Raw genomic sequence first — 22,721 nt, 5'->3', positions numbered from 1 at the left:
TCCTCAGGCAGCGCCGACCAGCCAGTACCGGACCGCCATAAACAGCGCCAGCGCCAGGGTCGAAGACACCCACATCAGTCGAATCGTTCGGGAAATATCGTCTACGGAAATATCGCGCGTCGCGTCGCCGATCCACGGTTTCTCCACGCGCTGTCCAAAGTAATCGTTAGGGCCGCCAAGCCGGATGCCGAGCGCCCCGGCGACCGCCGCTTCCGACCAGCCGCAGTTCGGGCTGCTGTGGTTGTAGCGGTCGCGCCAGCCGATGCGCAGCGCGCGGCCGCCCGCTTCACCGCAGAGGAGAGCGGCGAGGCTGATAAGCAGCCAGCTCAGGCGGGCGGGGATAAAGTTGGCGACATCATCGAGGCGGGCGCTGACCATGCCGATGGCCCGATATTTTTCGTGCTTATAGCCGACCATCGAATCCAGGGTGTTGACCGCTTTATAGGCCATCGCCAGCGGCGCGCCGCCCAGCAGCAGAAAGAAGAGCGGCGCGATAATGCCGTCGACGGTGTTCTCTGCGACGGTTTCCACCACCGCGCGATTAATCTGCTGCGGCGCAAGCTGCGACGTGTCGCGCCCGACGATCCACGACAGCTTGATACGGCTCTCCGCCAGATCCCCCGCGCGCAGCGGGCGCTCGACGTCCCGCGCCGACTGCGCCAGGCAGCGTCCGGCCAGCACGGTGAAAATCATCCATACCTCAACCAGCCAGCCAAGCCACGGATGAATCGTCCGCGCCAGCGCCAGCACGCCCCAGCAGAGGCTCCACGTTAGCCCGACCACCACCAGCCACATCACGGCGCCGCCGACGCGCAGGGCGACATCGCTGCGGCAATAGCGGCGCACGCCGCGCTGAACGGCGGCGATCAGGTTGCCTATCCAGCGCACCGGATGCGGCCAGCTCTGCGGATCGCCGATGATAAAATCGAGGAGCCAGGCAACGCCCCATGCCAGCAGCGTCATAGCGCGCTCCTTGCCGCAGCCAGCCAGTGGTTAAGCATGATGGGACGCTGCGCAAAGTGCAGGTGCAGATAGCTGGCGAACGTGTTGCCCACCTGCCAGCCGCCCGACCACTGCTGAAGGGTCATACCGTCGCGGACTTTGCGGCAGGCCAGGACCGCCGGGATCTCAGGGGTAAAATCCGAGTAGTGAAACTCATGCCCGCGTAGGGTTTCGCCGGGCGCCGCCAGCAGCGTTTGCCGCATCGCCCGCGCCTCGCAGTAGCCAAAGCGGGTAAGCCGTTTGCCCATCTTGCTGTGGCCGGGAATCAGATTGGCCATTGGATAGATGTCGCCGCTGGCGTCTTCAAGGGTGCTGCCGAGATACATCAAACCGCCGCACTCGGCGTAAATCGCCACCCCGCGCCGGTGCGCCTCCCGCAGCTGCGCCAGCATCGACGTATTGGCCGCCAGCCCGGCGGCATGAATTTCCGGATAGCCGCCGCCGAGCCAAATCATCTGGCACGGCGGAAGCTCGCTATCGCGCAGCGGACTGAAGCGCACGATATTCACCCCGCAGCGTTCAAGCAGCGTAAGGTTATCCGGGTAGTAAAAGTTGAAGGCTTCGTCGTCGGCCAGCGCCAGCGTCAGGCCCGCGCCGGCGTCGGGCGACGGCAGCGGGGGCCACTCCCCGGCGGGTAGGGCGGTGAGCTGGCTAAGAGCCAGGAGCCGTTCAATATCCAGCGTTTGCGCCAGCGTTTGGGCAAAATCGCGCCACGGCTGCTGATTGACCAGCGACTCGCGGGCGGTGACCAGCCCCAGATGGCGTTCGGGTAACGCCACCCCTTCCACGCGCGGTACGTAGCCGAGCACCGGCAGCCCGCAATAGCGTTCAATGGCGCCTTTGAGAAGCTGATAATGGGATTCGCTGTTGACGCGATTGACGATAACGCCGGCGATATTCAGGCTGGGGTCGAAGTGTTGAAATCCCATCACCGTGGCGGCGATGGAGGTGGAAACCGCTTTGCCATCTACCAGCAAAATGACCGGACAGCCGAGCTGTTTAGCCATCGCGGCGGTGCTGCAGTAGTCAGGGTCGGTACCGAAGCCGTCATACAGCCCCATCACGCCCTCAATGACCGCGATATCCGTCCGCTGCATCCGTTCGCAAAACAGCGCATTGAGCACCGGTTCCGGGAGCATAAAGCTGTCGAGGTTGCGGGAAGCGACGCCGCTGACGGCGGTGTGCCAGCCGGTATCGAGGTAGTCCGGGCCGACTTTGCAGGGCTGAACCCGCATACCGCGCTGCTTCAACAGGCTGAGCAGACCAAGCGTAACGGTGGTTTTACCACAACCGCTGCCGGTACCTGCGAGAATAAATGCGTGCTGCCTGGCTGCCATACCCCGATCCTGTGCCGGGTGGTAGGGCTGCGTGCATTCCCAGTCTTTCGACTGTACGCATCTGAGCAACCCACTTCCCACCGAAGTTGTTGATTATTACCGACAGGCAGGTCTTCTGGCTTAGCGTCGTCCTCTCCCATCCTTCCCAATCCGCTAAGCAGATCAGTGGTCATACCCGTCATACTTCACGTTGTATGTGCGTTGGCTTTACTTGTTCACCCCAGTCACTTACCTGTGTAAGCTCCTGGGGATTCACTCGCTTGCCGCCTTCCTACAACGCGAATTATTTAGCGTATATATGGGTTCGTCAGCATCACAGCAGCGGGGGCTGCGGGGGATTCACACCCCCTTCCCTGGCGCCTGTCGGTTTAGTCCGTCATGATTCGAGCGGGACTGCCCGGCTCGCATGATTTCCGGAATATCTTACGGAAGCTGGATGGCTCCCGTCGTGTTTAATTTTTAATTACCAAGGCCGTTTCATTACGCCGATGGCGCGCTGAAAGCCATTTCAGATATCACTCTATCCCATCAAATAAATAAAAACTGGTGCAGCTTATCGTTCTCTCATTATTATTTTGTTGCGCTATGACAATTTATTGCTCTGAATGAGATATTTTCATTTTAGAATGAGCCAGATACAAGGGCATATCAAAAATCGGCAATAACAAAATATTGTCATTTAAAATGACTCAGTTTGTGATCTGGCGTTAATTTGCTGGCGATAGGCCTGCGGAGTGACCTGATAAGCCTGGCGAAAAACTTTGCAAAAATAGCTGGTTTGCGAAAATCCTAAATTCCGCGCAATGCTGGCGATGCTCCAGTCGCTGTGGCAAAGCAGCTCTTTGGCGCTCACCATCCGCTGATGGTTCACCCACGCGTTAAAACCGATACCCTGATATTTTTTAAATAGCTTACTGAAGTAATAGGGGCTGAGATAAACGTGGGCGGCGACGTCTTCCAGGCGAAGCTCATCGGATAAATGGGCGTCAATGTAGCGCAGCGCTTTCTTCATTTTGCTGTCGTGAGGGCTGGCGACCCGGCTGGCGCGCGCGGGTTCCGGCTGCTGGGGATTATCTTTAATCACCACAAAGTTGAGCTGCTTTTTCAGGCAGTTCTCGACGATCAGCTTCAGTAAATCCGCGGAGGCAATCACTCTGGAGTAGTCCATCTCCGGCACGTCGCGGAACGCGTTGAGCAGCTCGGGGTCCGCCTGCCAGCCGTCGTCCACGTTGAGGATATCCACCAGTTCTACATCGTTGCTTAAGCGCACCTGCCCGCATAGCACGAAGCCCACAAGGTGCCCGGCGATAACCAGAGGAATGGAAAAATCGGTTAACCCGGCGTGGCAGCGGTAGATACAGAGCTGATCGGTTTTTGACGCCTCGAGGCCGCCGCAGCGGTCGCTCATCCGGCAGCGGGTGCTGTGCTGAGGGTGCTGGCGCATCAGCTGGCAGAAAGGAGTGAAGTTAAACAGTTCAGATATTTCATCACCGTGAATATTGACAACCACAACCGCCAGACTGGTGGCCTGCGCAAAATCCTGTGCGATTTTATTAATGAGTTCTGAGTTCAGTGTGCTCGCAGAAATCATGATAAAACCTCTCAGTTAATTTTTTGTTATAAATAAAACATTTCTTTAATATTCACTTCCTTTCATCATCATTTAACGCCAACGATAAAAGAATATTACGATAGCAAAAGTCTCCCATCCGTGGGAGACGTTTTTGGCCAGTTCGTGATACCGGTTCATGAAAATTTTTCGCTATTTCAGCGGATGCATTAATCCTCTAATTTACAGGTATTACACGGTAAGTTATTTCCTATCAGATAACGATAGATGGCCGCGCCGAGGCAGGCGCCGATCAGCGGCGCAATAATCGGCACAATAAAGTACGGAATATCCCTTCCGCCGGTCATCGCGATATCGCCCCAGCCCGCCATCCACGTAAACAGCTTCGGCCCAAAATCACGCGCCGGATTCATCGCAAAGCCGGTCAGCGGCCCGGTTGACGCGCCAATCACCGCCACCAGCAGGCCGATCAGCAGCGGGGCCAGCGGCCCTTTCGGCACGCCGTTGCCGTCGTCGGTCAGCGCCATAATCATCCCCATCAGCATGGAGGTGATCACAACTTCGACCAGCGCCGCGTGCCAGATGCTCAGCGAGGCCGCCGGGTAGGTGCTGAAAATACTCGCCAGCTGCAGGCTCTCAACGCTGCCGCGAGCGATATGGTGGGCGGATTCAAACTCGGTAAACATAGTGCTGTACAGCACATAGGCCAGCACCGCGCCGCCGAAGGCGCCCGCGACCTGGGAGACAATATAGGGGAAGACTTTGCGCCCGGGAAAACAGGCAAATAGCCATAACGCAACGGTCACCGCCGGGTTGAGATGGCCGCCGGATATTCCCGACGTCAGATAGACGGCAAGCGAGATCCCCAGACCCCAGATAATGCATATCTCCCACAGTCCGAGGCTGGCTCCCGCCACCTTTAACGCGCTCAGGCAGCCGATGCCGAAAAACAAAAACAGCCCGGTGCCCAGAAACTCGGCGGTACATTGCGCTTTTAACGAATCATTCATGGTGACACCTTCTTAGCAGAGTTCGTGTCCTGACCAGCCAACCTCCTGCTGGCAGTAGAGTACAACGGGCCCACTATATGAACTCCGCTCCGCAAATTGTTGGCAACCTGCTGACGGCGGCCCCGGAAAATTCGGGCATCAATAACAAATTATTGTCATTGAATAACTCAGAATAGCATTGCTCACGCGCGGATTTCGCAATTACGCCATCGCCATGACATGCAAAAATATTGCTAAAACCAACTCATCGTTTTCCAACAAACATCACAAATCAGTTTTTCTCGCATAGCAGATAAAATTAAATTCGTCATGAACAAATTTGTAAATATGGAATATACAAAACAAGATAATCACATAACAATAAATAAAAATAACAATTAAAATCAATAAATTAAATTTACGTTTAGCAATTTTATATTATTCAATACCCACTATTTTTTCACCATCAAATTCAAGTCAGCCATTCTTTTTCCTCGCATCTTCTTATAGTCCCAACTATCGGAACACTCCATGCGAGGTCTTTATGCAACAAGAAGCACTAGGAATGGTAGAAACCAAAGGCTTAACCGCAGCCATAGAGGCCGCTGATGCAATGGTTAAGTCAGCCAATGTGATGTTAGTGGGCTATGAAAAGATTGGCTCCGGACTGGTGACCGTCATCGTACGCGGCGACGTTGGCGCGGTAAAAGCGGCCACCGATGCGGGGGCCGCCGCCGCACGTAATGTGGGTGAAGTGAAAGCCGTACACGTCATCCCACGCCCCCACACCGATGTAGAAAAAATCTTACCGAAGGGAATTAGCCAATGAGCAGCAATGAGCTGGTGGAACAGATCATGGCTCAGGTGATTGCCCGCGTGGCAACGCCGGAACAGCAGGCCATCCCTACTGAAAACCATCCAATACGAGAGACGGCTATGGCAGAAAAAAGCTGCAGTTTAACGGAATTTGTCGGGACCGCCATTGGCGACACCCTGGGTCTGGTTATCGCCAACGTCGATACCGCCCTGCTGGACGCGATGAAGCTTGAAAAGCGCTATCGCTCCATCGGCATTCTCGGCGCCCGCACCGGCGCAGGCCCGCACATTATGGCGGCGGACGAAGCGGTGAAAGCCACCAATACCGAAGTGGTCAGCATTGAGCTGCCGCGCGATACCAAAGGCGGAGCGGGCCACGGTTCGCTGATTATTTTGGGCGGTAACGACGTTTCCGACGTTAAGCGCGGTATCGAAGTCGCGCTGAAAGAGCTCGACCGCACCTTTGGCGATGTTTACGGCAACGAAGCCGGGCATATCGAGCTGCAGTACACCGCTCGCGCCAGCTACGCGCTGGAAAAAGCCTTCGGCGCGCCGATTGGCCGGGCCTGCGGCATCATCGTCGGCGCACCGGCCTCCGTGGGCGTGCTGATGGCCGATACCGCCCTGAAGTCAGCCAACGTGGAAGTCGTGGCCTATAGCTCTCCGGCACACGGCACCAGCTTCAGTAACGAAGCCATTCTGGTGATTTCCGGCGACTCCGGCGCGGTCCGCCAGGCGGTCACCTCCGCGCGCGAAATCGGCAAAACCGTCCTTGCGACCCTCGGTGCTGAACCGAAAAACGATCGCCCGTCCTACATCTGATACCCACGAGGCTGATTCATGAGATCGAAAAGATTTGAAGCACTGGCGAAACGCCCTGTGAATCAGGACGGCTTCGTTAAGGAGTGGATCGAAGAAGGCTTTATCGCGATGGAAAGCCCGAACGATCCGAAACCGTCGATTAAAATCGTTAACGGCGCGGTGACCGAGCTGGACGGGAAACCGGTAAGCGATTTTGACCTGATCGACCACTTTATCGCCCGCTACGGTATCAACCTGAACCGCGCCGAAGAAGTGATGGCGATGGATTCGGTCAAGCTGGCCAACATGCTGTGCGATCCGAACGTTAAACGCAGCGAAATCGTCCCGCTGACCACCGCGATGACGCCGGCGAAAATTGTCGAAGTAGTTTCGCATATGAACGTCGTCGAGATGATGATGGCGATGCAGAAAATGCGCGCCCGCCGCACCCCGTCCCAGCAGGCGCACGTCACCAACGTCAAAGATAACCCGGTACAGATTGCCGCCGACGCCGCCGAAGGGGCATGGCGCGGATTTGACGAACAGGAAACCACCGTTGCGGTAGCGCGCTATGCGCCGTTCAACGCCATCGCGCTGCTGGTGGGCTCGCAGGTAGGCCGTCCGGGCGTGCTGACGCAGTGCTCGCTGGAAGAAGCCACCGAGCTGAAGCTCGGCATGCTGGGCCACACCTGCTACGCCGAAACCATCTCCGTCTACGGCACCGAGCCGGTCTTTACCGACGGCGACGACACCCCGTGGTCGAAGGGCTTCCTCGCCTCGTCCTACGCCTCTCGCGGGCTGAAAATGCGCTTTACCTCCGGCTCAGGCTCGGAAGTGCAGATGGGCTACGCCGAAGGCAAATCCATGCTTTATCTGGAAGCGCGCTGCATCTACATCACCAAAGCCGCGGGCGTACAGGGTCTGCAAAACGGTTCCGTCAGCTGCATCGGCGTGCCGTCTGCGGTGCCTTCCGGCATTCGCGCGGTGCTGGCGGAAAACCTGATCTGTTCGTCGCTGGATCTGGAGTGCGCCTCCAGTAACGACCAGACCTTCACCCACTCCGATATGCGTCGTACCGCGCGCCTGCTGATGCAGTTCCTGCCGGGCACCGACTTTATCTCCTCCGGTTATTCCGCGGTGCCGAACTACGACAACATGTTCGCCGGCTCCAACGAAGATGCCGAAGACTTTGACGACTACAACGTCATCCAGCGCGACCTGAAGGTGGACGGCGGTTTGCGTCCGGTTCGCGAAGAGGACGTCATCGCCATCCGTAACAAAGCCGCCCGCGCGCTGCAGGCCGTGTTTGCCGGAATGGGGCTACCGCCGATTACCGATGAAGAAGTTGAAGCCGCGACCTACGCCCACGGTTCGAAAGATATGCCGGAGCGCAACATCGTCGAAGACATCAAGTTCGCCCAGGAAATCATCAATAAAAACCGCAACGGTCTGGAAGTGGTGAAAGCGCTGGCGCAGGGCGGATTCACCGACGTGGCCCAGGACATGCTCAACATCCAGAAAGCCAAGCTGACCGGGGACTACCTGCATACCTCCGCGATTATCGTCGGCGACGGGCAGGTACTGTCGGCCGTCAACGATGTCAACGACTATGCCGGTCCGGCAACGGGCTATCGCCTGCAGGGCGAACGCTGGGAAGAGATTAAAAACATCCCTGGCGCTCTTGATCCCAACGAGATTGATTAAGGGGTGAGAAATGGAAATTAATGAAAAATTGCTGCGCCAGATAATTGAAGACGTGCTCAGCGAGATGAAGGGCAGCGATAAACCGGTCTCGTTTAATGCGCCGGCGGCCTCCGCGGCGCCCCAGGCCACGCCGCCCGCCGGCGACGGCTTCCTGACGGAAGTGGGCGAAGCGCGTCAGGGCACCCAGCAGGACGAAGTGATTATCGCCGTCGGCCCGGCTTTCGGCCTGGCGCAGACCGTCAATATCGTCGGCATCCCGCATAAGAGCATTTTGCGCGAAGTCATTGCCGGTATTGAAGAAGAAGGCATTAAGGCGCGCGTGATTCGCTGCTTTAAATCCTCCGACGTAGCCTTCGTCGCCGTTGAAGGCAATCGCCTGAGCGGCTCCGGCATCTCTATCGGCATCCAGTCGAAAGGCACCACGGTGATCCACCAGCAGGGGCTGCCGCCGCTCTCTAACCTGGAGCTGTTCCCGCAGGCGCCGCTGCTGACCCTGGAAACCTATCGCCAGATCGGCAAAAACGCCGCCCGCTATGCGAAACGCGAATCGCCGCAGCCGGTCCCGACGCTGAATGACCAGATGGCGCGGCCGAAGTACCAGGCGAAATCGGCCATTTTGCACATTAAAGAGACCAAGTACGTGGTGACGGGCAAAAACCCGCAGGAACTGCGCGTGGCGCTTTGATAAAGGATAACTCCATGAATACCGACGCAATTGAATCGATGGTACGCGACGTATTGAGCCGCATGAACAGCCTGCAGGGCGAGGCGCCTGCGGCGGCTCCGGCGGCTGGCGGCGCGTCCCGTAGCGCCAGGGTCAGCGACTACCCGCTGGCGAACAAGCACCCGGAATGGGTGAAAACCGCCACCAATAAAACGCTGGACGACTTTACGCTGGAAAACGTGCTGAGCAATAAAGTCACCGCCCAGGATATGCGTATTACCCCGGGAACCCTGCGCTTACAGGCTTCTATTGCCAAAGACGCGGGCCGCGACCGGCTGGCGATGAACTTCGAGCGCGCCGCCGAGCTGACCGCGGTACCGGACGATCGCATTCTTGAAATCTACAACGCCCTCCGCCCCTATCGCTCGACGAAAGAGGAGCTGCTGGCGATCGCCGACGATCTCGAAAGCCGCTATCAGGCGAAGATTTGCGCCGCTTTCGTTCGCGAAGCGGCCACGCTGTACGTCGAGCGTAAAAAACTCAAAGGCGACGATTAACTTCTCTAAGTAATTCGAGATGCATTGAGGCGGCAAGTGAGTGAACCCCGATGAGCTTACTGTAGTAAGTGATTCGGGTGAAAGAACGCAGCCAACAAAAAGGCAGTTTGAAGTACGACGAGAAAAGGGGCATGTGATGCGATATATAGCTGGCATTGATATCGGCAACTCATCGACGGAAGTCGCCCTGGCGACCCTGGATGAGGCTGGCGCGCTGACGATCACCCACAGCGCGCTGGCGGAAACCACCGGAATCAAAGGCACGTTGCGTAACGTGTTCGGGATTCAGGAGGCGCTCGCCCTCGTCGCCAGAGGCGCCGGGATCGCCGTCAGCGATATTTCGCTCATCCGCATCAACGAAGCGACGCCGGTGATTGGCGATGTGGCGATGGAAACCATTACCGAAACCATCATCACCGAATCGACCATGATCGGCCATAACCCGAAAACGCCCGGCGGCGCGGGGCTTGGCACAGGCATCACCATTACGCCGCAGGAGCTGCTAACCCGCCCGGCGGACGCGCCCTATATCCTGGTGGTATCGTCGGCGTTCGATTTTGCCGATATCGCCAGCGTGATTAACGCTTCCCTGCGCGCCGGGTATCAGATTACCGGCGTCATTTTACAGCGCGACGATGGCGTGCTGGTCAGCAACCGGCTGGAAAAACCGCTGCCGATCGTTGACGAAGTGCTGTACATCGACCGCATTCCGCTGGGGATGCTGGCGGCGATTGAGGTCGCCGTTCCGGGGAAGGTCATCGAAACCCTCTCTAACCCTTACGGCATCGCCACCGTCTTTAACCTCAGCCCCGAGGAGACGAAGAACATCGTCCCGATGGCCCGGGCGCTGATTGGCAACCGTTCCGCCGTGGTGGTCAAAACGCCATCCGGCGACGTCAAAGCGCGCGCGATACCCGCCGGTAATCTTGAGCTGCTGGCCCAGGGCCGTAGCGTGCGCGTGGATGTGGCCGCCGGCGCCGAAGCCATCATGAAAGCGGTCGACGGCTGCGGCAGGCTCGATAACGTCACCGGCGAGTCCGGCACCAATATCGGCGGCATGCTGGAACACGTGCGCCAGACCATGGCCGAGCTGACCAACAAGCCGAGCAGCGAAATATTTATTCAGGACCTGCTGGCCGTTGATACCTCGGTACCGGTGAGCGTTACCGGCGGTCTGGCCGGGGAGTTCTCGCTGGAGCAGGCCGTGGGCATCGCCTCGATGGTGAAATCGGATCGCCTGCAGATGGCAATGATCGCCCGCGAAATCGAGCAGAAGCTCAATATCGACGTGCAGATCGGCGGCGCCGAGGCCGAAGCCGCCATCCTGGGGGCGCTGACCACGCCGGGCACCACCCGACCACTGGCGATCCTCGACCTCGGCGCGGGCTCCACCGATGCCTCCATCATCAACCCCAAAGGCGACATCATCGCCACCCACCTCGCCGGCGCAGGCGACATGGTGACGATGATTATTGCCCGCGAGCTGGGGCTGGAAGACCGCTATCTGGCGGAAGAGATCAAGAAGTACCCGCTGGCCAAGGTGGAAAGCCTGTTCCATTTACGCCACGAGGACGGCAGCGTGCAGTTCTTCTCCACGCCGCTGCCGCCCGCCGTGTTCGCCCGCGTCTGCGTGGTGAAAGCGGACGAACTGGTGCCGCTGCCCGGCGATTTAGCGCTGGAAAAAGTGCGCGCCATTCGCCGCAGCGCCAAAGAGCGGGTCTTTGTCACCAACGCCCTGCGCGCGCTGCGTCAGGTCAGCCCCACCGGCAACATTCGCGATATTCCGTTCGTGGTGCTGGTCGGCGGTTCGTCGCTGGATTTCGAAGTCCCGCAGCTGGTCACCGATGCGCTGGCGCACTACCGCCTGGTTGCCGGGCGGGGAAATATTCGCGGCAGCGAGGGTCCCAGAAACGCGGTGGCCACCGGCCTGATTCTCTCCTGGCATAAGGAGTTTGCGCATGAACGGTAATCACAGCGCTCCGGCCATCGCGATCGCCGTCATCGACGGCTGCGACGGCCTGTGGCGCGAAGTGCTGCTGGGTATCGAAGAGGAAGGTATCCCTTTCCGGCTCCAGCATCACCCGGCCGGAGAGGTCGTGGACAGCGCCTGGCAGGCGGCGCGCAGCTCGCCGCTGCTGGTGGGCATCGCCTGCGACCGCCATACGCTGGTCGTGCACTACAAGAATTTACCCGCATCGGCGCCGCTTTTTACGCTGATGCATCATCAGGACAGTCAGGCCCATCGCAACACCGGTAATAACGCGGCACGGCTGGTCAAGGGGATCCCTTTCCGGGATCTGAATAGCGAAGCAACAGGAGAACAGCAGGATGAATAACGCACTGGGACTGGTTGAAACAAAAGGGTTAGTGGGCGCCATTGAGGCCGCCGATGCGATGGTGAAATCCGCCAACGTGCAGCTGGTCGGCTACGAAAAAATTGGCTCGGGCCTCGTCACCGTGATGGTGCGCGGCGACGTCGGCGCGGTCAAAGCGGCGGTAGACGCGGGCAGCGCGGCGGCGAGCGCGGTGGGCGAAGTGAAATCCTGCCACGTGATCCCGCGTCCGCACAGCGACGTTGAGGCCATTTTACCGAAATCAGCCTGATTGATGGCGAATAAGGAGCACCGCGTGAAGCAATCACTGGGATTACTTGAAGTTTGTGGTCTGGCACTGGCTATCAGCTGCGCCGATATCATGGCGAAATCCGCTTCTATCACGCTGGTCGCCCTCGAAAAGACCAATGGTTCAGGCTGGACGGTGATTAAAATTACCGGTGATGTGGCCTCCGTGCAGGCGGCCATCACCACCGGCGCACAGTTTGCCGGGCAGCGAAACGGCCTGGTGGCCCACAAAGTCATCGCCAGGCCCGGAGAAGGGATCCTGCGCGCGGAGGCTCCCCCGCCCTCCGTCATGCAACCTGAACCTGAAGCGTCAGGGACGGCTGATGTCGTTTCGCCAGCGCCAGCAGAAGAGCTTCCCCAGCAACACGGCGTGGTCAGCTGCAACCTGTGCCTCGATCCAAAATGTCCACGCCAGAAGGGTGAGCCGCGCTCGCTTTGCATTCATCCCGGCAAGCGAGGTGAAGCGTAATGGATAAACAGCTTCTGGAATCAACGGTCAGCAAAGTTCTCGACGAGATGCGGCTACGGCCCATCCCGCTGGGGGTTTCAAATCGTCATATCCACCTGTCGGCGCCAGATTACGAACGCCTGTTCCCCGGCCATCCCATCAGCGAGAAAAAGGCGCTGCTGCAGCCGGGACAGTACGCTGCGGAGCAAACCGTCACCCTGGTGGGGCCGAAGGGGCAGCTTAAAAATGTGCGCCTGCTCGGTCCGCTGCGCTCGGTAAGCCAGGTGGAAATCTCGCGTACCGATGCCCGAACCCTGGGGGTTGCGGCGCCGCTGAGGATGTCCGGCGATCTGAAAGGGACGCCGGGCATCCGCCTGGTCAGCCCTTTTGGCGAGCTGGAGCTGGCGTCAGGGGTTATCGTCGCGCAGCGGCATATTCATATGTCGCCGCTCGATGCGCTGATCCTGCGGGTCGCCCACGGCGACAGAGTTTCGGTGGCCATTGAAGGCGACGCGCGCGGGCTGATCTTCAACAACGTGGCGGTTCGCGTTTCGCCGGATATGCGCCTCGAAATGCACATCGATACCGATGAAGCCAACGCCGCCGGCGCCGATAACCCGCAGGTCTTTGCCCGGCTGGTAGGCCCGCGATGAACGGCGAAGTTCTGCAGCGCATCGTGGAGGTGATTGTCTCCCGGCTGCAGCGTCGCGCCCATAGCACGGCGACGCTGAGCGTGGCGCAATTGCGCGATGCCGACTGCCGGAGCCTGTTCTGCCAGCACGCATCGCTGCGCATTCTGCTCGTCGACCTGCCCCTGCTGGGCCAGCTGACGGAGGCGGAAACCGACGATCCCGCGGCCCGCAACATTCACGACGCGCTGGCTTTTGGCCTCTGCGTACAGCTCACCCTGCACCGCCAGCTGCTGCCGGTTATCCCGGTTAAAAAACTGGCCCGCCTGCCGGTGAACTTCACCGACGAGCGCGGAGTGCCGCTGATCCTGCACGCGGGTTCGGTGCTGAGCTATCGCGACGTCGCGCCGCTGGGCCAGGGGCGCCTGGTTATCCACCGCAAATGCCTCGTGACCGCGCTGGCGCGCGACGCGGCGCAGGCGCGGAATATTGAACTCATTAAGCAGGAGTAAATCATGCATCTGGCACGAGTCACGGGCGCGGTTGTCTCCACGCAAAAATCGCCTTCCCTGGTCGGCAAAAAGCTGCTGCTGGTGCGGCGGGTCAGCGCCGATGGCGAGCTCCCCGCCTCGCCGACCTCCGGCGATGAAGTCGCCGTGGATTCCGTCGGCGCGGGGGTTGGCGAGCTGGTGCTGCTCAGCGGCGGCTCCAGCGCCAGGCACGTTTTTTCCGGGCCAAACGAGGCCATCGACCTCGCCGTTGTCGGCATTGTCGATACGCTTTCACGTTAAGGAGCGACTATGGCGATTTATACCCGAACGGGCGACGCTGGCACCACCTCACTCTTTACCGGCCAGCGGGTGAGCAAAACCCACCCGCGGGTTGAAGCCTACGGCACGCTGGATGAGCTGAACGCCGCGCTGAGCCTGTGCGCCTGCGCCGCCGCGGATAAACACCACCGCGCCCTGCTCGAAGCTATCCAGCAGCAAATTTTCTGGTTTAGCGCAGAACTGGCCAGCGACAGCGAACGGCCGTCGCCGAAACAGCGCTACATCAGCAGCGAAGATATTTCCGCTCTGGAAGCCGCTATCGATCGGGCCATGGCCCGCGTCGAACCGCTGCACAGCTTTATTTTACCCGGCCGCTGCGAAGCCGCGAGCCGCCTGCATTTTGCCCGCACGCTGGCCCGCCGGGCCGAACGCCGGCTGGTTGAGCTGGCGGCGGAAGTCACCGTGCGCCAGGTGCTGATGCGCTACATCAATCGCTTGTCAGACTGCCTGTACGCCCTGGCGCGCGCGGAAGATAGCGATGCGCACCAGAACAACATCATCCGCGAAGTGAGCCGCCGCTATCTGGCCGCCAGCCAGCCGAGCCGCAGCAAGGAGACGACGCCCGTGGCCCTCTCATTCCACGATCTGCACCAGCTCACCCGCGCCGCCGTTGAGCGCGCGCAGCAGCTAAAGGTGCCGGTGGTGATCAGCATCGTTGACGCGCACGGCACCGAAACCGTGACCTGGCGGATGCCGGACGCTCTGCTGGTCAGCAGCGAGCTGGCGCCGAAAAAGGCCTGGACCGCGGTGGCGATGAAAACGGCGACCCATGAGCTGAGCGACGCCGTTCAGCCGGGCGCCGCGCTTTATGGCCTCGAAACGCATTTACAGGGAAAAGTGGTCACCTTTGGTGGCGGTTACGCCCTATGGCGCGACGGCTTATTAATCGGGGGTCTTGGCATCAGCGGCGGCAGCGTTGAGCAGGACATGGACATAGCACTGGCCGCCATCGCGGCCATTAACGTGGGAACTCATCAATGAATACTTCCGAACTCGAAACCCTTATTCGCACCATTCTTAGCGAACAGTTAACCCCGGGGCAAACGCCGGTCCAGCCGCAGGGCAAAGGGATTTTTCAGTCCGTCAGCGAGGCTATCGACGCCGCGCACCAGGCGTTCTTACGTTATCAGCAGTGCCCGCTGAAAACCCGCAGCGCCATCATCAGCGCAATCCGTCAGGAGCTGACGCCGCACCTGGCCGCGCTGGCGGAAGAGAGCGCCAATGAAACGGGGATGGGCAACAAAGAAGACAAATACCTGAAAAACAAGGCTGCGCTGGACAACACGCCGGGCGTGGAAGATCTCACCACCACCGCGCTGACCGGCGACGGCGGCATGGTGCTGTTTGAGTATTCGCCGTTTGGCGTTATCGGGTCGGTCGCGCCGAGCACCAACCCGACGGAGACCATCATCAACAACAGCATCAGCATGCTGGCGGCGGGCAACAGCGTCTATTTCAGCCCGCATCCGGGAGCAAAAAAGGTCTCTCTGAAGCTGATTAGCATGATTGAAGAGATTGCCTTCCGCTGCTGCGGCATCCGCAATCTGGTGGTCACCGTGGCGGAACCGACGTTTGAAGCCACCCAGCAGATGATGGCCCATCCGCGCATTGCGGTCCTCGCTATCACCGGCGGCCCCGGCATTGTGGCGATGGGCATGAAGAGCGGTAAGAAAGTGATCGGCGCCGGCGCGGGCAACCCGCCCTGCATCGTCGATGAAACGGCGGATCTGGTCAAAGCGGCGGAAGATATCATCAACGGCGCCTCGTTCGATTACAACCTGCCCTGCATTGCCGAGAAGAGCCTGATTGTGGTGGAGAGCGTCGCCGAACGTCTGGTGCAGCAAATGCAAACCTTCGGCGCGCTGCTGCTGAGCCCTGCCGACACCGACAAACTCCGCGCCGCCTGCCTGCCAGAGGGCCAGGCGAATAAGAAACTGGTCGGCAAAAGCCCATCGGCCATGCTGGAAGCGGCCGGGATCGCCGTTCCGGCGAAAGCGCCGCGTCTGCTGATAGCGCTGGTTAACGCCGACGATCCGTGGGTCACCAGCGAGCAGCTGATGCCGATGCTGCCGGTGGTGAAAGTCAGCGATTTCGATAGCGCGCTGGCGCTGGCGCTGAAGGTTGAAGAGGGGCTGCATCATACCGCCATTATGCACTCGCAAAATGTCTCGCGCCTGAACCTCGCAGCCCGCACTCTGCAAACCTCGATATTCGTTAAGAACGGCCCCTCTTATGCCGGGATTGGCGTCGGCGGCGAAGGCTTTACCACCTTTACTATCGCCACGCCGACCGGTGAAGGCACAACCTCGGCGCGCACCTTTGCCCGCTCCCGTCGCTGCGTGCTGACCAACGGCTTTTCCATTCGCTAACCGAGGTCGCGATGAAGACTTTCTCACTACAAACGCGGTTGTACAGCGGTCAGGGTAGCCTGGCGGTGCTCAGGCGCTTTACCCACAAGCATATCTGGATCATCTGCGATGGCTTTCTTGCGCGCTCGCCGCTGCTGGAAACCCTGCGTCAGGCGTTGCCCGCAGATAACCGCATCAGCGTCTTTAGCGAGATAACCCCGGACCCCACTATCCATACCGTGGTGCAGGGCATTGCGCAAATGCAGGCCCTGCAGCCGCAGGTGGTCATCGGCTTCGGCGGCGGATCGGCGATGGACGCGGCGAAAGCCATCGTCTGGTTCAGCCAGCAGAGCGGCATCAATATCGAAACCTGCGTGGCGATACCAACCACCAGCGGTACCGGTTCGGAAGTGACCAGCGCCTGCGTGATTAGCGACCCGGATAAAGGCATCAAGTATCCGCTGTTCGACAATGCGCTCTATCCCGATATGGCGATCCTTGACCCGGATCTGGTGGTCAGCGTGCCGCCGCAGATTACGGCCAACACCGGCATGGACGTGCTGACCCACGCGCTGGAGGCGTGGGTCTCTCCGCACGCCAGCGACTTTACCGACGCGCTGGCGGAAAAAGCCGTCAGGCTGGTGTTTCAGTATCTGCCCACGGCGGTGGAAAAAGGCGACTGCGTGGCGACGCGCGGGAAAATGCACAATGCCTCAACGCTTGCCGGGATGGCGTTCAGCCAGGCGGGGCTGGGGCTTAACCACGCCATCGCCCACCAGCTCGGCGGGCAGTTTCATCTGCCGCACGGGCTGGCCAACGCGCTGCTGTTAACCGCGGTTATCCGCTTTAACGCCGGTCATCCGCGCGCCGCAAAACGCTACGCCCGGCTGGCCAAAGCCTGCGGCTTTTGTCCGGCAGACGCCAGCGATATGACGGCGATCAATGCGCTGATCCAGCAAATCGAACGGCTCAAGCAGCGCTGCGCGCTGCCGTCACTGGCGGTCGCGCTGAAAGAGGGACGTTCCGAGTATTCAGCGCGTATTCCGGCAATGGTGCAGGCCGCGCTGGCTGACGTGACGCTACGCACCAATCCTCGCCCGGCCAGCGCCGGGGAGATTCAGGAACTGCTGGAGGATCTGCTATGAGTACCGCCGTCAACGCTGCTGAAATGGCCTGGAGCGCCGAGGAGATCCGCGAGCGCGTGCGCGCGGCGGGCGTGGTCGGCGCGGGGGGCGCGGGGTTTCCCGCCCACGTGAAGCTGCAGGCGCAGGTAGAGATTTTTCTGGTGAACGCCGCCGAGTGCGAACCGATGCTCAAGGTCGACCAGCAGCTGATGTGGCAGCAGGCTGCGCGTCTTGTCCGCGGCGTGCAGTACGCGATGACGGCAACCGGCGCGCGCGAAGGGGTGATTGCCCTGAAAGAGAAGTACCGCCGGGCTATCGATGCGCTCACCCCGCTGCTGCCTGCCGATATTCGCCTGCATATTCTGCCGGATGTCTATCCCGCAGGCGATGAGGTGCTGACTATCTGGCTGGCTACCGGTCGCCGGGTCGCGCCCGCCGCGCTGCCGGCCAGCGTCGGGGTCGTGGTGAATAACGTGCAAACGGTGCTCAATATTGCCCGCGCGGTTGAGCAGCAGTTTCCGGTGACCCGCCGTACGCTGACCGTTAACGGCGCGGTCGCCCGGCCGCTGACCGTCACCGTCCCCATCGGCATGTCGCTGCGCGAAGTGCTGGCGCTGGCGGGCGGCGCGACGGTCGACGACCCCGGTTTTATTAACGGTGGCCCGATGATGGGCGGCCTGATTACCTCTCTCGATAGCCCGGTGACCAAAACCACCGGCGGCCTGCTGGTGCTGCCGAAAAGCCATCCGCTTATCCAGCGGAGGATGCAGGATGAGCGCACGGTGCTTTCCGTGGCCCGTACCGTCTGCGAGCAGTGCCGACTGTGTACCGATCTCTGCCCACGGCATCTGATTGGCCACGAACTCTCCCCGCACCTGCTGGTGCGGGCGGTGAACTTTCATCAGGCCGCCACGCCCCAGCTGCTGCTGAGCGCCCTCACCTGCTCGGAGTGCAACGTCTGCGAAAGCGTGGCCTGCCCGGTGGGGATCTCGCCGATGCGCATCAACCGCATGCTGAAACGCGAGCTGCGGGCGCAAAACCAGCGCTATGAAGGGCCGCTCTATCCGGCCGACGAAATGGCGAAATATCGCCTCGTGCCGGTGAAGCGGCTGATCGCCAAACTGGGGCTGAGCCCCTGGTATCAGGAGGCGCCGCTGGTGGAGGACGAACCGGCAGTAGAAACCGTGACGTTGCCGCTGCGCCAGCATATCGGCGCCAGCGCGGTAGCGAACGTTGCGGTGGGAGAGCGCGTTACGCGCGGGCAATGCGTTGCCGATATCCCGGCAGGCGCATTAGGCGCGCCGATTCACGCCAGCATCGACGGCGTGGTTGCGGCCATCAGCGAACAGGCCATCACGGTGGTAAGAGGTTAACCATGTCTCAGGCTATAGGAATTTTAGAACTCACCAGCATTGCCAAAGGAATGGAACTCGGCGATGCGATGCTGAAAAGCGCCAACGTCAATCTGCTGGTCAGCAAGACTATCTGCCCGGGTAAGTTTTTACTGATGCTCGGCGGGGATATCGGCGCTATCCAGCAGGCTATTGAAACCGGTGCCTCGCAGGCCGGCGAAATGCTCGTCGACAGCCTGGTGCTGGCGAATATTCACCCCAGCGTCCTTCCGGCCATCAGCGGCCTGAACAGCGTGGACAAGCGCCAGGCGGTCGGCATCGTTGAAACCTGGAGCGTTGCGGCCTGCATCAGCGCCGCCGATCGGGCGGTAAAAGGCTCAAACGTCACGCTGGTGCGGGTGCATATGGCCTTCGGCATCGGCGGTAAATGCTACATGGTGGTGGCGGGCGACGTTTCCGACGTCAACAACGCGGTCACGGTAGCCAGCGAAAGCGCGGGCGAAAAAGGGCTGCTGGTTTACCGTTCGGTGATCCCGCGCCCGCATGAAGCCATGTGGCGACAGATGGTGGAGGGATAATGGAAAGACAGCCGACCACGGATCGCATGATTCAGGAATACGTTCCCGGGAAACAGGTGACCCTCGCGCACCTGATAGCCAACCCCGGGAAAGATCTCTTTAAGAAGCTCGGCCTGCAGGATGCGGTTTCCGCCATCGGCATCCTCACCATTACGCCCAGCGAGGCGTCGATTATCGCCTGCGATATCGCCACCAAATCCGGCGCGGTGGAGATCGGTTTTCTTGACCGCTTTACCGGCGCCGTGGTGCTGACCGGCGACGTTTCCGCCGTCGAGTACGCCCTCAAGCAGGTGACGCGCACCTTGGGCGAGATGATGCAGTTTACTACCTGCTCAATAACCCGGACGTAGCGCGATGAAACGTCTGATGTTTATCGGCCCCAGCCAGTGCGGCAAAACCTCGCTGACCCAGGGCCTGCGCGGCGAAGCGCTCCATTACAAGAAAACCCAGGCGATTGAATGGTCGCCGATGGCCATCGACACGCCGGGCGAATATCTGGAGAACCGCTGCCTTTATAGCGCTCTGCTGACCAGCGCCTGCGAGGCCGACGTTATCGCTCTGGTGCTGAACGCCGACGCCCAGTGGTCGCCGTTTTCTCCGGGTTTTACCGCCCCGATGAACCGCCCGACGATTGGCCTGATCACCAAAGCCGACCTGGCCGACCCGCAGCGGTTATCGCTCATCGAGGAGTGGCTCAGGCAGGCTGGGGCGCAGCAGATTTTTGTCACCAGCGCGCTGAATAATCTGGGTCTTGATGCCGTGCTGGATTTTCTGAATTCGAAGGAACCTCTATGTCTTACAAAATAATGGCCATTAATGCCGGCAGCTCATCGTTAAAATTCCAGCTGCTGGAGATGCCTCAGGGCGATATGCTCTGCCAGGGATTGATTGAACGTATCGGCATGGCAAACGCTCAGGTGACCCTCAAAACGCCGGCGCAAAAATGGCAGGAGACGGCGCCGATTGCCGATCACCGCGAAGCGGTCACCCTGCTGCTGGAAAAGCTCCTCGACCACCGGATTATCCAGAGTTTGCAGGATATTGACGGAGTCGGCCACCGCGTGGCGCACGGCGGAGAGCGCTTTAAAGATTCGACGCCGGTCACCGATGAGACCTTAGCGGAAATCGAGCGCCTGGCGGAGCTGGCCCCGCTGCACAATCCGGTCAACGCGCTGGGCATTAACGTTTTCCGCCAGCTGCTGCCCGAAACGCCGTCGGTGGCGGTATTTGATACCGCTTTTCACCAGACGCTGGACGAGCGCGCCTTTATCTATCCGCTGCCGTGGCGCTACTACAGCGAGCTGGGCATTCGCCGCTACGGCTTCCACGGCACCAGCCATAAATACGTCAGCGCGACGCTGGCGGAAAAGCTGGGCGTGCCGCTGAGCGCCCTGCGCGTGGTGAGCTGCCATCTCGGCAACGGCAGCAGCGTATGCGCAATCAAAGGCGGGCGCTCGGTTAACACCTCAATGGGCTTTACGCCGCAGTCCGGCGTGATGATGGGCACCCGCAGCGGCGATATCGATCCGTCGATTCTACCGTGGCTGGCGCTGCATGAGGGGCAAACGCCGGAGCAGCTTAATCAGCTGCTGAATAACGAATCCGGCTTGCTGGGGGTTTCCGGCGTGTCGCACGATTATCGCGATGTCGAGCAGGCGGCGGACAGCGGCAATCGTCGGGCGGCTCTGGCGCTCTCGCTGTTTGCCGAGCGCATCCGCGCCACCATCGGCAGCTATATTATGCAGATGGGCGGCCTGGACGCGCTGATCTTTACCGGCGGCATCGGCGAAAACTCCGCCCGCGCCAGGAGCGCCATCTGCCATAACCTGAATTTCCTCGGGCTGTCGGTCGATGAAGAGAAAAACCAGCACAACGCCACCTTTATACAGGCCGAGAATGCGATGGTTAAAGTGGCGGTCATCAATACCAATGAAGAGCTGATGATTGCCCGCGATGTGATGCGCCTGGCGCTTCCCGAAGCGCAGACGTTAACCGTTTCAGCCTGAGCTCGCCGCCCGGCAAGTTGCGGTGAATCATGGTAATAGCGGGATCGGCATGACACTATGCGCTTAAAATTCTGAAACTTTACCCTAAATAATTCAAGTTACAGGACAAAGCACTTGTGCTTTGAACAGCGCTTGCGCTGGCCCCGTAGGGGCGAGGCCGCAGGCCGAGTAACGCGGCAAACGAGTGAGTCCCCAGGAGCTTACATAAGTAAGTGACTGGGGTGAATGAGAGCAGACAACGCCCCTGTAGCTTGAAGTATAACGGGTAAAAAGGTGAATACGTGGCCGTAGCACAATGCCCCGCCTCCTGCGGTGAACTCATCCAGGGCTGGATCCTCGGCAGCGAGAAGCTGGTCTCCTGCCCCGTTGACTGGTACAGCACCGTCGAGGTGGACTACGGTTCGCCTCGGGCGGATGAACGCCCGCTGTCGCGGGCGATGGTCGACCGGCTGCTGAGCTACTGGCGCTATCCGGCGGAGCTCGGCAAAGAGATTCGGATCGATATTTGCTCCACGATTCCGGTCGCCAAGGGGATGGCCAGCAGCACCGCGGATATCGCCGCGACGGCGGTGGCCACCGCGCATCATCTCGGCCATCCGCTGGATGAAACCACCCTCGCCCGGCTCTGCGTCTCCCTGGAGCCCACCGACAGCACCCTGTTCCGCCAGCTGACCCTGTTCGACCACAACACCGCCGCCACGCAGATTGCCTGCGGCAGCCAGCCGCAGCTCGATCTGCTGGTGCTGGAAAGCCCCGCCACGCTGCTGACCACCGATTACCACCGCCTTCCCCGGCTTGAAAAGCTGCACGCCCACTCCGCGTCTCTGCAACTAGCCTGGGAGAAAGTTCAGCTAGCCTGCGAGACGGATAATCCGCGGCGGATGGGAGAGGCCGCGACGCTCAGCGCCGTCGCCAGCCAGCATCTGCTGCCTAAGCCGGGGTTTGATACGCTGCGGGGGCTGGTGGAAGAGTGCGATTTATACGGTATTAACGTGGCGCACAGCGGCAGCGTGGTCGGCCTGATGCTCGACCGCCAGCGTCACGATATTGAGTATTTGCAGCGACGGCTGGGAGAGACGCGGCTTAGCGAGCTCTGGCCCCGGCAGCACCTGCTGCGCATGGTGCAGGGCGGCGTCGAGCTGCGCTAACGCTTGCGCAGCCATGCCCCGGGTTGCGGCGCTGCGCGCCTTACCCGGGCTACCGGTCCGCAGACGGCTATGAATCCGTAGCCCGGCTAAGCGCAGCGCGAGCCGGGGAGAAGACCGCAACAAAACCTCATGCTGTGCACCTTCCCCGGAGGCGGCGCTGCGCGCCTGTCCGGGCTACCGACCCGCAGACGGCTATG

General features: G+C 60.2%; 25 protein-coding genes and 1 riboswitch. Of the genes, 21 read left to right on the top strand and 4 right to left on the bottom strand.

The genetic code is table 11. The features are described from left to right. Positions 1–3: 3 nt before the first annotated feature. The 4 genes from cbiB to pduF all read right to left on the bottom strand — a co-directional run bounded on the left by cbiB (position 4) and on the right by pduF (position 4,919). A complete protein-coding gene (cbiB, locus tag CDA56_RS25005; protein WP_064358538.1) occupies positions 4–963 on the bottom strand; it encodes an adenosylcobinamide-phosphate synthase CbiB in 960 nt (319 codons plus the stop codon). Continuing rightward, complete coding sequence (locus CDA56_RS25000) at positions 960–2,339, bottom strand: cobyrinic acid a,c-diamide synthase CobB (protein WP_103813892.1); 1,380 nt, start codon at positions 2,337–2,339, stop codon at positions 960–962. Before CDA56_RS25000 ends, cbiB begins: the two co-directional genes overlap by 4 nt. Positions 2,340–2,427: 88 nt before the next feature. Further along, positions 2,428–2,718: riboswitch (cobalamin riboswitch) on the bottom strand. A 300-nt stretch (positions 2,719–3,018) separates the two neighbouring features. After that, positions 3,019–3,930: a transcriptional regulator PocR gene (gene pocR / locus CDA56_RS24995; RefSeq protein ID WP_014226637.1), complete on the bottom strand. Its 912-nt coding sequence runs from the start codon at positions 3,928–3,930 to the stop codon at positions 3,019–3,021. Between the two features lie 188 nt (positions 3,931–4,118). Then, entirely contained in the window at positions 4,119–4,919 is an 801-nt protein-coding gene (gene pduF, locus CDA56_RS24990; RefSeq protein WP_004105118.1) for a propanediol diffusion facilitator PduF, read from the bottom strand. A 523-nt stretch (positions 4,920–5,442) separates the two neighbouring features. On the opposite strand from pduF, the gene pduA reads away from it, so the two are divergent. The 21 genes from pduA (at position 5,443) to CDA56_RS24885 (ending at position 22,524) form a co-directional block, all read left to right on the top strand. Continuing rightward, positions 5,443–5,727: a propanediol utilization microcompartment protein PduA gene (gene pduA, locus CDA56_RS24985; RefSeq protein ID WP_001183618.1), complete on the top strand. Its 285-nt coding sequence runs from the start codon at positions 5,443–5,445 to the stop codon at positions 5,725–5,727. Continuing rightward, positions 5,724–6,536: a propanediol utilization microcompartment protein PduB gene (gene pduB / locus CDA56_RS24980; protein WP_004205485.1), complete on the top strand. Its 813-nt coding sequence runs from the start codon at positions 5,724–5,726 to the stop codon at positions 6,534–6,536. The genes pduA and pduB overlap by 4 nt, the downstream gene beginning before the upstream one ends. An 18-nt stretch (positions 6,537–6,554) precedes the next feature. After that, positions 6,555–8,219: a propanediol dehydratase large subunit PduC gene (gene pduC, locus CDA56_RS24975; protein WP_004105132.1), complete on the top strand. Its 1,665-nt coding sequence runs from the start codon at positions 6,555–6,557 to the stop codon at positions 8,217–8,219. Between the two features lie 10 nt (positions 8,220–8,229). Continuing rightward, the gene (gene pduD / locus CDA56_RS24970; protein WP_004853784.1) at positions 8,230–8,904 is read left to right on the top strand and encodes a propanediol dehydratase medium subunit PduD; all 675 of its coding nucleotides are present in this window, start codon (positions 8,230–8,232) and stop codon (positions 8,902–8,904) included. A 14-nt stretch (positions 8,905–8,918) separates the two neighbouring features. Beyond that, the gene (pduE, locus tag CDA56_RS24965; RefSeq protein ID WP_103813894.1) at positions 8,919–9,440 is read left to right on the top strand and encodes a propanediol dehydratase small subunit PduE; all 522 of its coding nucleotides are present in this window, start codon (positions 8,919–8,921) and stop codon (positions 9,438–9,440) included. Between the two features lie 136 nt (positions 9,441–9,576). Continuing rightward, complete coding sequence (gene pduG, locus CDA56_RS24960; RefSeq protein ID WP_014226638.1) at positions 9,577–11,409, top strand: propanediol dehydratase reactivase alpha subunit PduG; 1,833 nt, start codon at positions 9,577–9,579, stop codon at positions 11,407–11,409. Then, positions 11,399–11,776: a propanediol dehydratase reactivase beta subunit PduH gene (gene pduH / locus CDA56_RS24955; RefSeq protein ID WP_014839408.1), complete on the top strand. Its 378-nt coding sequence runs from the start codon at positions 11,399–11,401 to the stop codon at positions 11,774–11,776. Before pduG ends, pduH begins: the two co-directional genes overlap by 11 nt. Beyond that, the gene (pduJ, locus tag CDA56_RS24950) at positions 11,769–12,044 is read left to right on the top strand and encodes a propanediol utilization microcompartment protein PduJ (protein WP_004853788.1); all 276 of its coding nucleotides are present in this window, start codon (positions 11,769–11,771) and stop codon (positions 12,042–12,044) included. The genes pduH and pduJ overlap by 8 nt, the downstream gene beginning before the upstream one ends. Before the next feature lie 3 nt (positions 12,045–12,047). Next, positions 12,048–12,530, top strand: a complete 483-nt coding sequence (locus CDA56_RS24945; protein ID WP_088167888.1) for a BMC domain-containing protein — start codon at positions 12,048–12,050, stop codon at positions 12,528–12,530. Further along, on the top strand, positions 12,530–13,162 hold the full coding sequence (locus tag CDA56_RS24940) for a phosphate propanoyltransferase (RefSeq protein ID WP_032694689.1): 633 nt from the start codon (positions 12,530–12,532) through the stop codon (positions 13,160–13,162). The genes CDA56_RS24945 and CDA56_RS24940 overlap by 1 nt, the downstream gene beginning before the upstream one ends. Beyond that, positions 13,159–13,650 carry a microcompartment protein PduM gene (gene pduM, locus CDA56_RS24935; RefSeq protein WP_032694690.1) on the top strand — a complete coding sequence of 164 codons (492 nt, stop codon included), beginning with the start codon at positions 13,159–13,161 and terminating at the stop codon, positions 13,648–13,650. Before CDA56_RS24940 ends, pduM begins: the two co-directional genes overlap by 4 nt. A 3-nt stretch (positions 13,651–13,653) precedes the next feature. Beyond that, on the top strand, positions 13,654–13,929 hold the full coding sequence (gene pduN / locus CDA56_RS24930) for a propanediol utilization microcompartment protein PduN (RefSeq protein WP_004133641.1): 276 nt from the start codon (positions 13,654–13,656) through the stop codon (positions 13,927–13,929). A 9-nt stretch (positions 13,930–13,938) separates the two neighbouring features. Beyond that, a complete protein-coding gene (gene pduO, locus CDA56_RS24925; RefSeq protein ID WP_032694691.1) occupies positions 13,939–14,949 on the top strand; it encodes a two-domain cob(I)yrinic acid a,c-diamide adenosyltransferase PduO in 1,011 nt (336 codons plus the stop codon). After that, complete coding sequence (gene pduP, locus CDA56_RS24920; RefSeq protein WP_102804030.1) at positions 14,946–16,337, top strand: CoA-acylating propionaldehyde dehydrogenase PduP; 1,392 nt, start codon at positions 14,946–14,948, stop codon at positions 16,335–16,337. The genes pduO and pduP overlap by 4 nt, the downstream gene beginning before the upstream one ends. Positions 16,338–16,348: 11 nt before the next feature. Continuing rightward, complete coding sequence (gene pduQ, locus CDA56_RS24915; RefSeq protein ID WP_102804029.1) at positions 16,349–17,461, top strand: 1-propanol dehydrogenase PduQ; 1,113 nt, start codon at positions 16,349–16,351, stop codon at positions 17,459–17,461. Next, complete coding sequence (gene pduS, locus CDA56_RS24910; RefSeq protein ID WP_014226646.1) at positions 17,458–18,813, top strand: cobalamin reductase PduS; 1,356 nt, start codon at positions 17,458–17,460, stop codon at positions 18,811–18,813. Before pduQ ends, pduS begins: the two co-directional genes overlap by 4 nt. 2 nt (positions 18,814–18,815) lie before the next feature. Further along, on the top strand, positions 18,816–19,370 hold the full coding sequence (pduT, locus tag CDA56_RS24905) for a propanediol utilization microcompartment protein PduT (RefSeq protein ID WP_004124543.1): 555 nt from the start codon (positions 18,816–18,818) through the stop codon (positions 19,368–19,370). Beyond that, on the top strand, positions 19,370–19,720 hold the full coding sequence (gene pduU / locus CDA56_RS24900) for a propanediol utilization microcompartment protein PduU (protein WP_000441103.1): 351 nt from the start codon (positions 19,370–19,372) through the stop codon (positions 19,718–19,720). Before pduT ends, pduU begins: the two co-directional genes overlap by 1 nt. Positions 19,721–19,724: 4 nt before the next feature. Continuing rightward, the gene (pduV, locus tag CDA56_RS24895; protein ID WP_014226647.1) at positions 19,725–20,177 is read left to right on the top strand and encodes a propanediol utilization protein PduV; all 453 of its coding nucleotides are present in this window, start codon (positions 19,725–19,727) and stop codon (positions 20,175–20,177) included. Then, positions 20,162–21,376 (top strand): acetate/propionate family kinase, encoded by a 1,215-nt coding sequence (locus CDA56_RS24890; RefSeq protein WP_102804028.1) that lies wholly within the window; start codon positions 20,162–20,164, stop codon positions 21,374–21,376. The genes pduV and CDA56_RS24890 overlap by 16 nt, the downstream gene beginning before the upstream one ends. Positions 21,377–21,657: 281 nt before the next feature. Continuing rightward, entirely contained in the window at positions 21,658–22,524 is an 867-nt protein-coding gene (locus tag CDA56_RS24885) for a GHMP family kinase ATP-binding protein (RefSeq protein WP_102804027.1), read from the top strand. Positions 22,525–22,721: the final 197 nt, after the last annotated feature.

This window comes from Klebsiella michiganensis, from assembly GCF_002925905.1.
Classification (GTDB): domain Bacteria; phylum Pseudomonadota; class Gammaproteobacteria; order Enterobacterales; family Enterobacteriaceae; genus Klebsiella; species Klebsiella michiganensis.
This window is presented reverse-complemented; position numbering and strand designations above follow the sequence as displayed.

Coding starts and splice junctions, on each gene's coding strand:
- cbiB (WP_064358538.1), bottom strand. CDS start 963: ATGACGCTGCTGGCATGGGGCGTTGCCTGGCTCCTCGATTTTATCATC.
- CDA56_RS25000 (WP_103813892.1), bottom strand. CDS start 2,339: ATGGCAGCCAGGCAGCACGCATTTATTCTCGCAGGTACCGGCAGCGGT.
- pocR (WP_014226637.1), bottom strand. CDS start 3,930: ATGATTTCTGCGAGCACACTGAACTCAGAACTCATTAATAAAATCGCA.
- pduF (WP_004105118.1), bottom strand. CDS start 4,919: ATGAATGATTCGTTAAAAGCGCAATGTACCGCCGAGTTTCTGGGCACC.
- pduA (WP_001183618.1), top strand. CDS start 5,443: ATGCAACAAGAAGCACTAGGAATGGTAGAAACCAAAGGCTTAACCGCA.
- pduB (WP_004205485.1), top strand. CDS start 5,724: ATGAGCAGCAATGAGCTGGTGGAACAGATCATGGCTCAGGTGATTGCC.
- pduC (WP_004105132.1), top strand. CDS start 6,555: ATGAGATCGAAAAGATTTGAAGCACTGGCGAAACGCCCTGTGAATCAG.
- pduD (WP_004853784.1), top strand. CDS start 8,230: ATGGAAATTAATGAAAAATTGCTGCGCCAGATAATTGAAGACGTGCTC.
- pduE (WP_103813894.1), top strand. CDS start 8,919: ATGAATACCGACGCAATTGAATCGATGGTACGCGACGTATTGAGCCGC.
- pduG (WP_014226638.1), top strand. CDS start 9,577: ATGCGATATATAGCTGGCATTGATATCGGCAACTCATCGACGGAAGTC.
- pduH (WP_014839408.1), top strand. CDS start 11,399: ATGAACGGTAATCACAGCGCTCCGGCCATCGCGATCGCCGTCATCGAC.
- pduJ (WP_004853788.1), top strand. CDS start 11,769: ATGAATAACGCACTGGGACTGGTTGAAACAAAAGGGTTAGTGGGCGCC.
- CDA56_RS24945 (WP_088167888.1), top strand. CDS start 12,048: ATGGCGAATAAGGAGCACCGCGTGAAGCAATCACTGGGATTACTTGAA.
- CDA56_RS24940 (WP_032694689.1), top strand. CDS start 12,530: ATGGATAAACAGCTTCTGGAATCAACGGTCAGCAAAGTTCTCGACGAG.
- pduM (WP_032694690.1), top strand. CDS start 13,159: ATGAACGGCGAAGTTCTGCAGCGCATCGTGGAGGTGATTGTCTCCCGG.
- pduN (WP_004133641.1), top strand. CDS start 13,654: ATGCATCTGGCACGAGTCACGGGCGCGGTTGTCTCCACGCAAAAATCG.
- pduO (WP_032694691.1), top strand. CDS start 13,939: ATGGCGATTTATACCCGAACGGGCGACGCTGGCACCACCTCACTCTTT.
- pduP (WP_102804030.1), top strand. CDS start 14,946: ATGAATACTTCCGAACTCGAAACCCTTATTCGCACCATTCTTAGCGAA.
- pduQ (WP_102804029.1), top strand. CDS start 16,349: ATGAAGACTTTCTCACTACAAACGCGGTTGTACAGCGGTCAGGGTAGC.
- pduS (WP_014226646.1), top strand. CDS start 17,458: ATGAGTACCGCCGTCAACGCTGCTGAAATGGCCTGGAGCGCCGAGGAG.
- pduT (WP_004124543.1), top strand. CDS start 18,816: ATGTCTCAGGCTATAGGAATTTTAGAACTCACCAGCATTGCCAAAGGA.
- pduU (WP_000441103.1), top strand. CDS start 19,370: ATGGAAAGACAGCCGACCACGGATCGCATGATTCAGGAATACGTTCCC.
- pduV (WP_014226647.1), top strand. CDS start 19,725: ATGAAACGTCTGATGTTTATCGGCCCCAGCCAGTGCGGCAAAACCTCG.
- CDA56_RS24890 (WP_102804028.1), top strand. CDS start 20,162: ATGTCTTACAAAATAATGGCCATTAATGCCGGCAGCTCATCGTTAAAA.